Consider the following 15,299-nt stretch of genomic DNA (forward strand, 5'->3'; position numbering starts at 1 on the left):
TGCCACGATCCGATCGTGAGGACCTTCGTGGGCACTTCGACAAGCTCAGTGACCGGGCCTGTCCGGTCCCTGAGCCTGTCGACGGGCGCAGAAGGGTCACCCCTGTCCGGTCCCTGAGCCTGTCGAAGGGCGGGGACGGCCTCAGTAAGCGGACAGGGTCAGCGCTCGCGCTTGACGAACGCCATGGCGCCGACGACGAGGGCGAGCAGCACCCCGGAAACCAGTCCCCACACGACCGGAGCCTCAGGTCCGAGGACCAGGAACATCAGCAGCGCGGCGACCGCGAGGACCCCGGCGACGACGAGCGCCATCGTCCATTCGTTCCGTCGCATCCCACCAGCCTAGGCTCCCGCCGCCACGGTCCGGTGACGCGGGAACCGTTGAGACGTGTCGGGAACGGCCTTGGCTCAGGGGCGCGGCTCGTCTTGCGCCCTTGTTGTTGTGCGGGGATGGCTTCGCTGCTCGTGTCGCGCGGCGGGTACCCAATTTCCATGGGATCAGGCAGGCGCATCGATACCCTGGGCGAATGAGGTTGATCCGGCGTGAATGGGGTACAAGGTGAGACTGGTCTTCGGGCGCGCTAGTGGGACCATCCGTGAAGCTGTGACGCTGGACGAACTCCCTAGGTTTACGGTGATCTCTGGGCCGAATGGATCCGGCAAGTCGAATCTGCTCAACGCGATCTTGGACGGGTCCCTCTCGGTGGATGGGCTACCTGTCGTCAACGTCGGGCAGCCGCAGCAAGGCGTTCGAATGTTCCGCCTCGCGGAGCTTGTTCCCCTTGCCGATGGCGCGCAGTCCCCCGCCGCTTACCGCGAGCGTTACGTGCAAGCGTTCCAGCAGTTCGACAACTACCGGCGGGACATTCGGCAGTCCTACAGCCGTATTCCTGAATCCGAGTGGGCAGAAACACTCCAACACGCAACCGTTCAGAACCGATGGGTCTCCGAAGCAGCACTTCAGATCCTCCTCGAGCGCTCGGGCCACTCCATCTTGGAACTGGAGCTCGACGACTTCCGCGAGCATCACCCTCTAATCGATGGCGTTCGCGACCCGTTTGCTATCAGCGCTACCGAAATCTTCCTCTCCTACCACGACCGGTACAACCGAAATCGATTCGAGCAGTGGCGCGTTGAGCAAGGCGACCAGGGTCTTTCGCCGCTGACACAGGATCAGTTCGTCGCGAACTACGGGCCAGCTCCGTGGGACCTCCTGGACGAGACCCTGGCCTTCATCGGCCTTGGGTACAAGTTCGTGCCTCCTCAGGGGGTCGAAGATTCTCTGAGCTACGTGGCTCGCCTAGAACATCTCGACACCGGCGATGTTGTGCTAACGGACCAACTCTCAAGTGGCGAGAAGACGCTGCTGACGGTCGCGCTCACTCTCTTTACCGGCGAGCGTCTCGACCGATCAATCGAGATGCCACAGGTGCTGCTGCTCGACGAAGCGGACGCGAGCCTCCATCCGATGATGATCCGAAGCTTACTCACCGTAATAGTGGAACTATTTTGCGATCGATACGGCGTAGACGTGGTTCTCACGACGCACTCGCCGACCACTGTGGCACTCGCACCCGAGTCGGCTCTTTTTGTCATGAGGAGGAACGACTCTCCTCGCTTGATCAAAGCGACCCGTGATGAAGCGCTCGCCAGTCTGATCGTCGGCCTACCGACTCTCAGCGTCAGTACTGACAATCGCCGACAAGTATTCGTTGAGAGCGAAGACGACGAGAGCTGCTATCAGGCACTTTATGACCTGCTCAGAAAAAAACTAGGATCACCGATCTCGCTGCACTTCATCGCGTCCGGGCGCGGTGGTCAAGGCAATTCAGACGCCGTTCTTCGGCTTGTAGCCCAGCTCCGCGCGTCAGGTAATGACAGGGTGAGCGGGCTTGTGGATCGGGACGTCCGAGGCGGGGCGCCTGAAGGCATTCACTACTGTGAGCGCAGGTACGCGATCGAGAACCTAATTCTCGACCCACTCGGAGTCGGCTTGCATCTAATGCGTCGCGGGATGCTGAGCGGTGCAGACGTCGGCGATGACTCGCTTCGCCACTTCCAGGTTGGCGGAGCGAGCGCACAAACAATCGTTGACATAGTGACGCAGCGAGTCCTTGGATCTTCCGGGCCGCGTGAGCCGGTCGACTATGTCGGTGGGTTCAGCTGTCAAGTTTCGACTGCTTGGCTGAATCGTCAAGGTCATGCTCTCGAAGCCGCGATCGTCGCGGCATTTCCCGGTCTCAACCAAGAAGGGCGTGGTCTGAAGCGTCGACTCATCGAATCGGCATACGGAGACGTACCGACGTGCATACCGAGCGACGTCGTCAGCCTCCTTGAGGAGGTCCTTGTTGATGCGTAGCCGACTCGGGCTGACAGGGCAGCTTGCTGGGTCTGACTTCTAAAGAGCACCAGGTATCGCCGATGAGGTTCAGGCTCTTAGGAGCGCGGTACCTCACCTGCGGGAGGGGGATGAGAGTTCACACGGAGAGCGAGGTTCTCACCGATATATTCGTCCCACCGTGCGGAGCACGGCTGCGGCATTTCAGACAAGCCAAGGGAAAGTGTCATTGTTAGCCGTCCGAATCGGGCCCGTCGGCTTGACATCTAGTGTCGTCTCATGGCGTTCCTGAACAGACGGACCGCCGGGACAGCTCAGTGGTGGTCGGCGAGCATCTCCTCGGTCCGTTCCCAGAGTCGCCGCGCGAGGACGACGTCGGACGCGAGCTTGTTGGCCCGCGCAGGCTTCCGCTTCACGAAGTAGCCGCCCGACGTCCAGTCGATGCCCGGCTGGCTCTCGGCCAACCAGAAGAGGGTGTCGGCTCCCTCCTCGGGGGTGTTCAGGAGGTGACGGCCGAGCGGCGTCGCGTACAGGAGTCGCATCGCGCCGTCCGGCGAGCTGGAGAAGTTCGTGGAGATGACGCCCGGGTGGAACGCGGCCGCGGACAGCCCTCGCGGGCCATAGCGGCGGTCGAGCTCCTTGGTGAAGAGGATCTGCGCGAGCTTCGCGTTGCCGTACGCGCGCGTCGGCGAGTAGGACCGCTCGGCGTCGAGGTCGTCGAGGTCCAGCTTCCCGAAGAGGCGGTTGGCGACGCTCGAGGTGTTGATGACGGTCGCGTCCGACTCGATGAGGCGGTCGAGCAGCAGGTGGGTCAGGAGGGCCGGAGCCAGGTAGTTGATCTGGAACGTCTGCTCGTGCCCGTCCGTCGTGACCCGACGGTCGGCACCGAAGATGCCGCCGGCGTTGTTGGCGAGGACGTCGATGCGCGGATAGCGCTCGAGGAGCTGCTCGGCGAGCAGGCGGACCTGGGCCAGCTCGGCGAAGTCGCAGACGAACGACGCCGCCCCGACCCGTTCGGCGACGGCGCCGGTCTTCTCCGGCGACCGACCGACCACGACGACGTGCTCGCCCGCCTCGGTCAGGGCCTTCGCTGCTGCAGCACCGATCCCATCGCTCGCCCCGGTGAGGACGATCACCCGGTCGCTCACGCGGAGGACTTCCGGGGCCGAGGCTCGGTCACGGGCGCCGGTCTCGTCGGCATCGCCTCGGGGACCTCACGACCGATGGCCAGGTCGCCCGTCTTGTTCGCCTCCTGCATCATCGACTCGAGCCAGCTGCGGTTGAGTTCCGGACGCTGCTCCTGGTCGAACTCGAACTGCAGCGAGATCGACGGGTGCACCCAGATCGTCACGCGTCCACCACCGGTCTCGAGCGAACGGGGCCAGGAGATCGTGAACGACTCGTTGCGACGCAGTTTCATCACGGCGATCGACTTGACGTGCGCGAGCATCCGGTCGTCGAGTTCGAGCTCCCGCGACGAGCTCCCGTAGATCAGCTTTCCCAACAGATGTCTCCCTCTGAGCCGGTCATCCGCGCGCACCCGGATCCGGGCCACACGACGCCCGAGCACGACGGGCGTTGTCCCCATCGTAGGCGAACGGGTGATCGCCGTCGTGCCGGTTGACGGGCTGGCGTCAGCCCAGTTCAGGGGACCGGGGTGTTGCCCCCCGAGGCCTCGCGAGTACGTCAACTTCCCCGGAAAATCAAGGAATTTCGGTCCTGTTTCGTGGACCTGGCAAAGCCCTGGGCGTCGGCGTCCACGACCAAACCACGGTTCGCGACGAGCCCGAACGGCGTGCATGACCGTGAAGCCCGAATCTTCCGTCGTGCACCCGAGCAAGTCGTCCGTCCCCGAACGATCCGTCGCTCCCGGGGCTCGTCCCCGCCGTGCACGCCAGCCGTTGCGTCTGCCCAAGCTCGTCTCCCAGCTGGTCACCTTCGGCCTCGTCGGCGGCACCGCGTTCGTCGTGGACGTCGGCGTGTACAACCTGCTCCGGTTCACCGTGCTCGACGACAAGCCGATCGGCGCGAAGGTGATCTCCGTCGCAGTCGCCACGATCGTCGCGTGGCTCGGCAACCGGGCGTTGACGTTCCGGACCGAGCACCGCCGCGGGGTGTGGAAGGAGGGGGCGTTGTTCGCCCTCATGAACGTCCTCGGCCTCGGGATCGCCGCGGGATGCCTGTTCGTCTCGCACTACGTCCTCGGCTACACGACCGCCCTCGCCGACAACATCGCCGGGAACGGTGTCGGGCTCGTCCTCGGGATGGTGTTCCGGTTCCTCGCCTACCGGTACGTCGTCTTCCGGCCCGCCCGGTCGGCGAGCAGCCGCAGGCACCACGCTGCAACCCCGACGACGCCCGAGCACCCGACGGCCGCGGCGACACCAGCCCCGGCCGTCCGAGCCACGACCGCTCGCCGATCCGCACCGACCCATGCCCTGCCGACCTCTGGAGGCCTGTCCTGATGGCACCCGTCCTCGCCCCGCTCCTCGGAGCGCTCGCACATGCGTCCGCCCGCCCGTTCACTAGTGCGGACGAACCCGCTCCCCTGCTCACCCCGCAGCCCACGGCACCAGCGGAACCGCTGCCGAACCGCGGCACCCTCGTGGACCCGACGGCGGTCGGCGATCCCGGCTCCTGGAGCGTCGGCGAATGGCTCGGCTATGGCACCCTGCTGCTGTTCGCCGCAGCGCTGACGATCATCGCGGTCACCACGCTCTACTGGATGCTCCACGCCTGGCGGTCGACCGGCCACCTCAAGAACACGGGCTTCGCAGCGGTCCCGCTGCCCGCGAAGCACTCGTTCACCCTGCTCGTCCCCGGCCGGCACGAGGAGGAGGTCATGGGCCAGACGCTCGACCGCCTCGCCGAACAGGACCACCCCGACTTCGAGATCATCGCGATCGTCGGCCATGACGACCCGGGGACCGAGCGCGTCGTCCGCGAGGCCGCCGCCCGGCACCCCGAGCTCATCAAGGTCGTCGTCGACGACAGCGTGCCGAAGAACAAGCCGAAGGCCCTCAACCGGGCCCTGCAGATCGCCCGTGGCGACGTCGTGGGCGTGTTCGACGCCGAGGACGAGGTGCATCCCCGCCTGCTCACCCTCGTCGACTCCCGCTTCACCGAAAGCGGCGCCGACGTCGTGCAGGGCGGCGTGCAGCTCATGAACTTCCAGTCCAGCTGGTGGTCGCTCCGGAACGTGCTCGAGTACTACTTCTGGTTCCGGTCCCGCCTGCACTTCCACGCGAACTCGCGCTTCATCCCGCTCGGCGGGAACACCGTGTTCGTGAAGAAGACGTGGCTCGACTGGTCGGAGGGGTGGGACGACGGCTGCCTCGCCGAGGACTGCGAGCTCGGCGTCCGGCTCTCGAGCGCCGGCGCGACGGTCGTCGTCGCCTACAGCCCGGAGGTCGTCACCCGTGAGGAGACCCCCGGCACCCTGAAGTCCCTGTACAAGCAGCGCACGCGCTGGAACCAGGGCTTCCTGCAGGTGCTGAAGAAAGGCGAGTGGCGGAAACTGCCGACCTTCCGTCAGCGGATGTTCGCCCGGTACCTGCTGTCGATGCCGTTCCTCCAGGCGGCGACCGGACTCCTCATCCCCGTCTCGGTCCTGCTCGTGCTCTTCGCGAAGGTGCCCGCCCCGATCGCCCTGCTGACGTTCATCCCGCTCGCGCCGACGATCGTCACCCTCGCGGTGGAGGCCTCGGGGCTCGGCGAGTTCGGTCGCCTCTACGGCCAGAAGGTCCGCCTCCGCGACTACGCCCGGCTGATCCTCGGCACCTTCCCGTACCAGATCTTCCTCGGCGCAGCAGCCGTCCGCTCCGTCTTCCGCGAGTGGAAGGGCGACCACTCCTGGGAGAAGACGGAGCACACCGGCGCCCACCGCAGCGACGAGGTCGCCGAGGCGACCGAGGCCGCACCCGTCGCCGTCGACCTGCCCGACCGCGCACCCGAGCTCGTCCTCCAGAACGGAGCAACCCGATGACCGGCATCCTCGAACGACCGGCCGCCCCGGGCCGTCCGCAACTCCACCTGGAGAGCGACCGCCTCGGCTGGCTCGCCTCCGGGCCACCGACCCAGCGAGGCCCTGGCGTCGTGCGCCGCTGGCTGTCGCGCCACGGCCGTACCCTGGCCTTCCTCCTGCCCGTGCTCGCCATCGCCGCCGTCGTGCAGGCGATGAACCTGGGTGGATCCCCGCAGCGCATCGACGACGAGGGCACCTACACGGCCCAGGCGTGGAGCGTGCTGAAGCTCGGTGAGCTCGCGCACTACACCTATTGGTACGACCACCCGCCGCTCGGCTGGCTGCAGATCGCGGCGTACACCGGGCTGACCGGCGCCTTCGACCGCTACGACATCGCCGTGATCGCGGCGCGTGAAGCCATGCTGGTCGCGACGCTGATCGCCGTCGTGCTCGTCTGGGTCCTCGCCCGACGCCTGCACCTCAGCCGGGCCATGGCCGCCGTCGCCGCGCTGGTGTTCGCGATCTCGCCGCTCGCCGTGCAGTTCCACCGCACCGTCTACCTCGACAACGTCGCGGTGCCGTGGTTGCTCGGTGCTTTCGTCCTCGCCACCAGCCGCAAGCACCAGCTCGTCGGCTTCGCCGGGTCCGCCGCCGCGTTCGGCATCGCCGTGCTCAGTAAGGAGACCTTCCTGCTCGCCCTGCCCTTCCTCGCCTGGACCATGTGGCGCGCGGCCCGCAAGGAGACCCGGCGGTACACGCTGCCGGTGGCTGCGACCATCGTCGTCGTCATCGGTTTCACCTACGTGCTCTTCGCCGCCATCAAGGGCGAACTCTTCCCGGGCCCCGACCGGGTGAGCCTCCTCGGCGGGGTCTTCTTCCAGCTCGGATCGCGCGTCGCGAGCGGCTCGCTGTTCGACCCCGCGAGCCTGTCGGCCAAGACGCTCAGCATGTGGTGGCAGTTGGACGCGGCGCTCCTCGTCGCCGGAGCGGTCGCCGCCGTCGCCGGACTGTTCGTCAAACGGCTGCGGGTCATCGCGGCCATGACCGTCTTCCTCGGGCTGTTCATGCTGCGTCCGGGAGGATACCTGCCCGTGCCGTACGTCATCATGCTGCTGCCGTTCATGACGATCCTCATCATGGGCGTGACCGGGGTGGCCGTCCGTCGACTCCGTCGGCGCTCCGCGCTCGAGACAGGTGCACCCCGCGGTCGCCGCATCGGTGGACGCGCTGCGGGCGCCGTCTGGATCGCCGCCGTGCTCGCGGCAGCCGTCGTCGCCGTCCCGAACACCGCGACCCAGCTCCGCGGATTCCTCCTCGCCGACCTCGACAAGCCCGTCCGGCAGGCCCAGCAGTGGGTGCAGACGAACGTGCCCCAGGAGTCCCGGGTGATCGTCGACGACGCCATGTGGGTCGACCTCGTCGAGAGCGGCTTCGACCGCGACAACGTCATCTGGTACTACAAGATGGACACCGACTCCGCCGTACAGGCCAAGTCGCCGAACGGCTGGCGCGACGCCGACTACATCGTCACCACCGACTCGATGCGGACGTTCCCGACGACGTTCCCCGAGGTGAAGGGTGCGATCGACAACTCCGAACTCGTCGCGACGTTCGGCTCCGGAACGCAGGCCGTCGAAGTCCGTCGCATCGACGCCGACGGGCTCGACGCCGCAGCGGAGCGGGGTGCCGGACGCACGGCGGCTCGGGCGGCGCTCGGTGCGCAGCTCCTGCAGAACCCGTCGCTCAGCGTCTCGGCGGAGGCCAGGCAGACCCTCGGCGACGGTCAGCTCGACTCCCGCGCCCTGCTCGCCCTCGGACAGGTGCTCGCCACCACCCCGGTCCGGCTCGAGAGCACCCCGGTGCTCGACGGCGAGACCGGAGACGTGCGCCGGACCATGGTGCTCCGCACCGGTGACGAGGCGGGCGACAGCCGCCTGGCCGACTCGATCCGGTCGATCCAGGGCGAGTACGCCGCCGACCGGGTCGAGCAGACGGCGGAGGGCGTCCGCGTCACCTACTCCGTCGTCGAACCCGACCTCGTCCGCTGACCACCCACCCGAGTTCCGGCTCCGGCCGGACACCCGAACCGACCGAACCCCAGAACCACCCGAAGAACAGGAGTTCCACCATGCGAACCACCACCACGAGGCGAATCGCCCTCAGCGGCCTCGCCGCCGTCGCGACGGCAGCACTCATCGGCTTCGGCACCACCGCCGCGAACGCCGCCACGACCGACGCGTCCGGCGGCGGCTGGATCCGCGTCGGCCACCTCTCCGCCGACACGAAGTCCGTCGACGTGAAGCTCTCGGCCCTCTCCGGCGGTGCGGCCGTCTTCGAACTCGACGACGTCGCCTACGGACAGGTCTCGCCGTACACCGACCTCGCCGCCGGCACCTACGTGGTGTCGATGGTCCCCGCCGGCTCCCCCGACAGCACGAAGCCGGTCATCAGCACCAACGTGACCATCACGGCCGGGGAGGCGGCGACCGTCGCCGCCTACGGTCCCAACAAGGACCTGCAGACGAAGGTGTTCGAGGACGACCTCACCGGTCCGACCGAGGGCGCGGCGCGCATCCGGCTCATCCAGGCGTCGACCGACGTGAAGAGCGTCGACGTCAGCACCTCGACCGGCATGCCCATCGCGAAGGGCGCCACCACTGGAACGGCGACCGACTACGCCAGCGTCCCCGCCGGCCCGTGGGACCTCAAGCTGACCGGCGGCAAGCAGGCCGCAGAAGCCTCGGTGAACCTCGCACCCGGCACCGTGAGCACGCTCTTCGTGCTCGACAACGCTGCAGGTGGCGTCACCCTGATGCCCGTGCTCGACAGCTCCGCCGCCGGGAACGCGCCCGAAGGGCCGGTCGAGACCGGTGGCGGCGGGCTCGCGAAGGACTCGTCGGCGCTGCAGAGCGTGTTCGACGACCTCGACGCGAAGCTCGTGCGGCTCGTGCAGGAGATCGGGACGGCGGCGAGCTGAGCATGAGCGCCAAGAAGACGATCGGCATCGCGGTGACGGCGGTCGCCGCGGTCGCCGCCACCGCCGTGATCGCCTCGCTGGCCACCGGCTTCCCGGCGGACCTCCCAGGGCCACCGGCGGCGTCACCCGGCACCGTCGAGGCCGGCAGCGGTCCGCAGCCGACCGCGACGGACCGCTCCGCCACCCAGGCCGCGGAGGCGTTCCTCTCGGACTGGGTGGACGACGGCCGGGTCGTGCGCCGCGACCAGGGTGACGACACCGTGAGCGAGGGCCAGGCCTACGGCCTGCTCATCGCCGCGGGTGTCGGCGACGAGCAGGCGTTCACCGGGATCTGGGACTGGACCGAGGCGAACCTGCAGCGACCGGACGGGCTGCTGGCCTGGCGCTGGAGCGACGGCAAGGTCGTCGACGAGGAACCCGCCAGCGACGGTGACCTCGATGCCGCCCGGGCCCTCGTCATCGCCGGGAAGCGCTTCGACGAGCCGCGCTTCACCGATGCGGGCGTCAAGCTCGCCGGGGTGATCGCGGACCGCATGACCGTCGAGACCGCCGCGGGTCGCATCCTGCTGCCCGGCACCTGGGCGGCAGCGACCGAACCCTACGCGTACAACCCGTCGTACGCCTCCCCCGTCGCCTTCTCGGTGTTGGGCGCGGCGACGGGCGATCCCCGTTGGGCCGAGCTGCAGGCCGGTTCCGCTGCGGTCACGTCCGCCCTGCTCGACGAGAGCCCGCTCCCACCGGACTGGGCGCAGGTGCACGCCGACGGCTCGGTCGACGCGATGCCCGGTGCCGCCGGGACGGGACAGAGCGTCCGCTACGGCTACGACGCGGCCCGACTCCCGATCCGCTACGCCGAGTCGTGCGTCCCTGCCGATCAGGCGACGGCCGCTCGACTCGTCTCGACGCTCGCACGCTCGAAGGAGCTGCGCGCGGAGACCGACCTCGGTGGTTCGCCGCTCACCTCCGACCAGCACCCGCTCGCCCTGGAGGCCAGAGCCGCCGCGCGCGCCGCGGTGGGCAACCTGCCGGAGGCGGCGGACGACCTGCGAGCGGCCGACGAGCTCGCGCAGGAGGTGCCGAGCTACTTCGGTGCCGCCTGGGCTGCCCTCGCGCCCATGATGCTCACGACCGACGACCTCGACGGCTGCCCGCCACTCACGAACGGAGCCAGCTCATGACCCGGGCACCACGCGCGAGGATCAGCGCCCTCGCCGTCGCCGGAGCGCTCGTCACGGCGCTCGCCCTCTCGGCGTGCGGCGCCACGCACTCCGGGCAGACGCCGTCGTCGCCGAACGCCGCCGACGGGCCCCTCACCTCCTCGGAGGCGACCGACCGCGGGGCCGCCGGGGCCAAACAGGACCCGGCGACCCAGGCGCCGACCGCCGACGTCAGCGCCTTGAGCGTCAGCCGCGTGCAGATCCCGTCGATCGGCGTCGACGCGGCGGTCGAACCGCTCGACCGCGATGCGTCCGGTGTGCTCCTGCCACCCGTCGAGTGGGAGGACGCCGGGTGGTACCGCGCCGGTGTCCTCCCCGGCCAGGTGGGGCCCGCGGTGATCGCCGGGCATCTCGACACGACCCTCCGCGAGGCGGTCTTCGTCCACCTCAAGCAGCTCGTCGCGGGCGACCAGGTGACGGTGACGATGTCCGACGGCTCGACCGCCACCTACGCCGTCGACCGCGCCATGGACGTCGAGAAGAAGACCTTCCCGACCGAGGAGGTCTACGGACCGACGCCTGATGCGCAACTCCGGCTCATCACCTGCAACGGACCCTTCGACGACGCGGCGAACACCTACGCCAACAACTACGTCGTCTTCGCCTCGCTCGTGGGCAAGACCCCGTAGGCCCTCACCGGTCCCGATTCCCTCCTCCGGTCCCCGATCCCCTCCCCGGTCCCCGAGCCTGTCGAGGGGCCGCTCCGCTCCGAACCACTCCAACCGACCCGAAAGGAACCGACGTGAACCGCTCCCTCGTCGTCATCCCCACCTACAACGAACTCGACAACCTGCAGCCGATCGTCAACCGGACACTGGCCGTCCCGGGGGTCGACATCCTCGTCGTCGACGACTCGTCGCCGGACGGCACCGGCTTCCTCGCCGACCAGCTCGCCGCGCAGCACCAGCAGGTGCACGTGTTCCACCGAGCCGTGAAGGACGGGCTGGGTGGCGCGTACCTCGCCGGGTTCGCCTGGGCGCTCGCCCGCGGGTACGAGGTCATCGTCGAGATGGACGCGGACGGTTCCCATCACCCCGAGGACCTCCCGAGACTCATCGCGCTGCTCGACGAGCACGACCTCGCCCTCGGCTCGCGCTGGGTCCCTGGTGGCGTCGTCGAGAACTGGCCCGCCCACCGGCTCGCGCTGAGCCGCGGCGGCAACCTCTACACGCGTCTGGCCCTCGGCATCGGTGTCGCCGATGCGACGGGCGGGTTCCGCGCGTTCCGGAGCGAGGCGCTGCGGCGCATCGACCTCGCCGACGTGGCGTCCCAGGGCTACTGCTTCCAGGTCGAACTCCTCTGGCGGGCGTTGCAGCGCGGCCTCCGGGTCGTGGAGACACCCATCGTCTTCACCGAGCGCGTGTCCGGTGAGTCGAAGATGAGCGGCGGCATCGTGTCGGAGTCGTTGAAGAAGGTCACGATGTGGGGCGTGCGCCGCCGCCTGCAGGAACTCCGCGCGCTGCTGCACGGACACCCGTTGCCCTCCGTGCGCGTCCTGTCCACCCGCTGAGTAGGGCCGGTACCTGCACATGTTCCCAGGTCCACCCGGTTCCCCCGTCGTCGCCTGCGTCGTAGCGTGAGGGCATGACCACTCCCACGCGCACCCCGCAGCATCCCATCGACTCCGGCTTCGGCCACTCGAGCACCGCGGCGGAGGTGCTCGAGGGCATCGACCTCTCCGGCAAGCTCGCCATCGTCACCGGCGGCTACTCCGGCATCGGTCGCGAGGCCGTCCGCGCCCTGGTCGACGCCGGTGCCCACGTGATCGTCCCCGCACGACGCCCGGACACCGCCCGTGAGGAACTCGCCGGCATCGACGGTGTGGAGGTCGACGAACTCGACCTCGCCGACCTCGCCAGTGTCGAGGCCTTCGCGGAGCGCTTCCTCGCGAGCGGTCGTGGCATCGACCTGATCATCACCAACGCCGGCGTCATGGCCGCTCCCGAGACGCGCGTCGGCCCCGGCTGGGAACTCCAGTTCGCGACGAACCACCTCGGCCACTTCGCCCTCGTCAACCGCCTCTGGCCCGCCATCGTGAAGGGCGGCTCCTCGCGGGTCGTCGCGCTGTCCTCGAGTGGCCACAAGCGCTCGGGCATCCGCTGGGACGACGTCCAGTTCGAGCACGGTTACGACAAGTGGGAGGCGTACGGGCAGGCGAAGACCGCCAACGCGCTCTTCGCGGTCCAGCTCGACGCGTTCGGCGCCGAGGAGGGCGTCCGCGCGTTCTCGGTCCACCCGGGCGGCATCCTGACGCCGCTGCAGCGTCACCTGCCGCGCGAGGAGATGATGGCGCTCGGCTGGGTCGACGCCGACGGCAAGCTCCTCGTCTCCGGGTTCAAGTCTCCGGAGCAGGGTGCCGCGACCGAGGTGTGGGCGGCGACCTCACCGTCTCTCGTCGGCCTCGGCGGCGTGTTCTGCGAGGACTGCGACATCGCCGGCTCGGCCGACGCCGCCGTATCCCCGGCCTCGGGTGTCGCCGACCACGCGACCGACCCGGAGGAGGCGGCCCGACTCTGGGCGCTCTCGGCCGAGCTCACCGGCGTGGACGCCTTCGCCACCCGCGCCTGAGCGGGCGGCACCACCCCTTGCACCCGTCCGCCCACGGACCTACCGTGAGAGCGGATCAGCGCGACGATGCGCGAGACAGAGTCCGTCCCAGGCGGATCTCGGAAGGAGCACCCCATGAGTGACCAGAACGCCGACATCAACAACCCGGGTCCGCACGACGAGGCCGTCGACGACGCGGCAGCCGAGCGCGTGGCCTCGACGACGAACCCCGGCCCGGACGTCCGTGCGGACGACCCCGCGGCGAGCGGCGAGGCCGACATCACGAACCCCGGTTCGGAGACCGAACGCGACGCCGCCGCCGAGCGCGAGGCGGAGCGTGTGGCGGACGTCACCAACCCCGGCCCGAGTTCCTGACCGCGACGACCCGTTCTCAGGAGTTCGCCGGCGCGTCCATCCGTCTGCCGGGCGGCGCGCCGGAGGACTCCTGAGAACGGTCGAGCTGCCCTAGTGGTCGGCGCGCGGCGGGCGCAGCCGGGTCTCCTCGATGTCGAGCATGGTCTGTGCCTCCGCGAGGATCCGCGACGGGTACGCCCCGCGCGCCCGGGCGTCGAGCAGCCGCTCGCGTTCGGCCTGCACGACGGCGAGCCGCAACTGCCGGTAGAGCCGGTGCGGGGTCTCGGCGTGCGTCTCGCTCGGTGAGACCGACTCCCGCGAGCGCTCCCAGGCCGCCTCGGCCCTGAGGAAGGTCGACTGCCGGACCCGTTCGAGCAGGTCGGGGTCGATCTCCTCCTCGATGCCCACCGCAGACGCCGGATCCTCCAGCACGCTGATGCCCGCGTAGCTGATCTCGTCGAGCAGGGTCGCGAGCTGTCGGCGATCCTCCGACTCGTCGATCCCCTGCACCCGCAGCAGTCGGATGAGCCAGGGCAGCGTGCCGCCTTGGACGACGAGCGTCACCACGGCGACCGTGAACGCGATGAGGACGAGCTGCTCGCGGTACGGCGTGTTCTCCGGGAGCGACTGTGCGGCGGCGAGGGTCACCACACCACGCATCCCCGACCAGCTGAGGATGACCCCACCGCGCCAGTCGATCTGTTCCTGCCGCAGCTGCTCGAGGTCGGCACGCTGCCGCTCGTAGGCCCGCTCGCGGCGACGTCGGCGATGCCATCGACGGTTCTGTCTCGGGAACCGCTCCGAGTACCCCATCGACAGCCACCGTTGCAGCGTCTGGCGTTCCGCCCAACGTTCCCGTGCGCGGAGTCCGAGGACGAGCGGGCCGACCCAGAGGAACCGCAGCGCGATGAGCGCGGCCGTCGCCACCAGGCCGATCCCGATGGACTCCTCGACCGACAGGATCTCGGCGTCGACGGCACCGATGAGCGTGCGGATCTCGAGTCCGATGAGCAGGAAGACCGCGTTCTCCAGGAGGAACTGGATGGTCCGCCAGTTGATGCGGTCGCTGATCCGCGCCTGCGCCGAGAACGCGGCCGAACTCGCATGCCCGGTGTAGAGGCCGGCGACGACCACCGCGAGCACCCCGGAACCGCCGAGCGCCTCCGTCGGCATGAACGCCACGAACGGGACGGCGATCGAGATCGCGGTGTCGAGGACCGAGTCGTTGAGCTTCGACCGCAGCCAGACGGTCGCATACCCCGCGATGAACCCGACGATGATCGCGAGCACGACGGCGTAGAGGAAGTCGCCGACGGTCGCCCACGGCGTGAGCAGGCCACCGGCCGCCGCCGCGCTGGCCGAGCGCAACAGCACGAGCGCGGTCGCGTCGTTCACGAGGCCCTCCCCCTCGAGGACCGTCAGCAGCCGGGGCGGGAGCCCGAGTCGGCGCCCGATGGACGTCGCCGCCACGGCGTCGGGCGGACTGATGATCGCACCGAGGGCGATGGCGGCAGCGAGGTTGAGGTCGGGCAGCAGGCTGAAGAGCAGGAACCCGGCGCCGAACGCGGTGACGATCACGAGGACCACGGACAGGCTCGTGATCGTCGCGAGGTTGCGGCGGAAGTCCATGATCGGCACGCTGATCGCCGCGGCGTAGAGGATCGGCGGGAGGACGACATCGAGCACGAGCTCCGGCTCGACCTCGATCTCCGGCACACCGGGGAGGTAGGAGAGGCCGACGCCGACGATCACGAGGATGATGGGCGCCGCGACCCCGAGCTTGCGGGAGAAGGCCGCGACGGCCACGATCACGGCGATGCCGACGACTGCATACACCCCGAGTTCCATACCGGCCAGGCTATCGCCCGAGGCGCCCGCGGCACTCCTGGCAGCCGTCGGTCGG

Annotated in this window: 14 protein-coding genes; 10 read left to right on the forward strand and 4 right to left on the reverse strand. The window is 69.0% G+C overall.

Going from position 1 to position 15,299, the window contains the following annotated elements:
- Positions 1–158: 158 nt before the first annotated feature.
- Positions 159–332, reverse strand: a complete 174-nt coding sequence (locus tag ASF68_RS18675) for a hypothetical protein (protein WP_157580225.1) — start codon at positions 330–332, stop codon at positions 159–161.
- Between the two features lie 271 nt (positions 333–603).
- On the opposite strand from ASF68_RS18675, the gene ASF68_RS06440 reads away from it, so the two are divergent.
- On the forward strand, positions 604–2,358 hold the full coding sequence (locus ASF68_RS06440) for an ATP-binding protein (protein ID WP_162239342.1): 1,755 nt from the start codon (positions 604–606) through the stop codon (positions 2,356–2,358).
- A gap of 293 nt (positions 2,359–2,651) precedes the next feature.
- Here the strand turns inward: ASF68_RS06440 and ASF68_RS06445 are convergent, their stop codons facing one another.
- Both ASF68_RS06445 and ASF68_RS06450 read right to left on the reverse strand, forming a co-directional pair.
- Positions 2,652–3,485, reverse strand: coding sequence for an SDR family NAD(P)-dependent oxidoreductase (locus tag ASF68_RS06445; protein WP_056008340.1), 834 nt, complete (start codon positions 3,483–3,485; stop codon positions 2,652–2,654).
- A complete protein-coding gene (locus ASF68_RS06450) occupies positions 3,482–3,841 on the reverse strand; it encodes a hypothetical protein (protein ID WP_056008343.1) in 360 nt (119 codons plus the stop codon). Before ASF68_RS06450 ends, ASF68_RS06445 begins: the two co-directional genes overlap by 4 nt.
- Positions 3,842–4,136: 295 nt before the next feature.
- Here ASF68_RS06450 and ASF68_RS19390 point away from each other — a divergent pair, with 295 nt between their 5' ends.
- The 9 genes from ASF68_RS19390 (at position 4,137) to ASF68_RS06495 (ending at position 13,417) form a co-directional block, all read left to right on the forward strand.
- On the forward strand, positions 4,137–4,802 hold the full coding sequence (locus tag ASF68_RS19390) for a GtrA family protein (protein ID WP_082498505.1): 666 nt from the start codon (positions 4,137–4,139) through the stop codon (positions 4,800–4,802).
- The gene (locus ASF68_RS06460) at positions 4,802–6,322 is read left to right on the forward strand and encodes a glycosyltransferase family 2 protein (RefSeq protein ID WP_082498506.1); all 1,521 of its coding nucleotides are present in this window, start codon (positions 4,802–4,804) and stop codon (positions 6,320–6,322) included. The genes ASF68_RS19390 and ASF68_RS06460 overlap by 1 nt, the downstream gene beginning before the upstream one ends.
- Positions 6,319–8,349 (forward strand): glycosyltransferase family 39 protein, encoded by a 2,031-nt coding sequence (locus ASF68_RS06465; RefSeq protein ID WP_056008346.1) that lies wholly within the window; start codon positions 6,319–6,321, stop codon positions 8,347–8,349. Before ASF68_RS06460 ends, ASF68_RS06465 begins: the two co-directional genes overlap by 4 nt.
- An 80-nt stretch (positions 8,350–8,429) precedes the next feature.
- Positions 8,430–9,278 (forward strand): DUF4397 domain-containing protein, encoded by an 849-nt coding sequence (locus tag ASF68_RS06470; protein ID WP_056008349.1) that lies wholly within the window; start codon positions 8,430–8,432, stop codon positions 9,276–9,278.
- Positions 9,279–9,280: 2 nt separating this feature from the next.
- Positions 9,281–10,456, forward strand: coding sequence for a glycosyl hydrolase family 8 (locus tag ASF68_RS06475; RefSeq protein WP_056008352.1), 1,176 nt, complete (start codon positions 9,281–9,283; stop codon positions 10,454–10,456).
- Complete coding sequence (locus ASF68_RS06480; protein WP_056008355.1) at positions 10,453–11,124, forward strand: class F sortase; 672 nt, start codon at positions 10,453–10,455, stop codon at positions 11,122–11,124. The genes ASF68_RS06475 and ASF68_RS06480 overlap by 4 nt, the downstream gene beginning before the upstream one ends.
- A gap of 113 nt (positions 11,125–11,237) precedes the next feature.
- On the forward strand, positions 11,238–12,005 hold the full coding sequence (locus tag ASF68_RS06485) for a polyprenol monophosphomannose synthase (RefSeq protein WP_056008358.1): 768 nt from the start codon (positions 11,238–11,240) through the stop codon (positions 12,003–12,005).
- A gap of 74 nt (positions 12,006–12,079) precedes the next feature.
- A complete protein-coding gene (locus tag ASF68_RS06490; protein ID WP_056008361.1) occupies positions 12,080–13,063 on the forward strand; it encodes an SDR family NAD(P)-dependent oxidoreductase in 984 nt (327 codons plus the stop codon).
- A gap of 114 nt (positions 13,064–13,177) precedes the next feature.
- Entirely contained in the window at positions 13,178–13,417 is a 240-nt protein-coding gene (locus ASF68_RS06495; RefSeq protein ID WP_056008364.1) for a hypothetical protein, read from the forward strand.
- 90 nt (positions 13,418–13,507) lie between these two features.
- Here ASF68_RS06495 and ASF68_RS06500 read toward each other — a convergent pair whose 3' ends face one another.
- On the reverse strand, positions 13,508–15,244 hold the full coding sequence (locus ASF68_RS06500; protein ID WP_056008368.1) for a sodium:proton antiporter: 1,737 nt from the start codon (positions 15,242–15,244) through the stop codon (positions 13,508–13,510).
- Between the last annotated feature and the right edge of the window lie 55 nt (positions 15,245–15,299).

The sequence above is a fragment of the Plantibacter sp. Leaf314 genome (assembly GCF_001423185.1).
Lineage (GTDB): Bacteria > Actinomycetota > Actinomycetes > Actinomycetales > Microbacteriaceae > Plantibacter.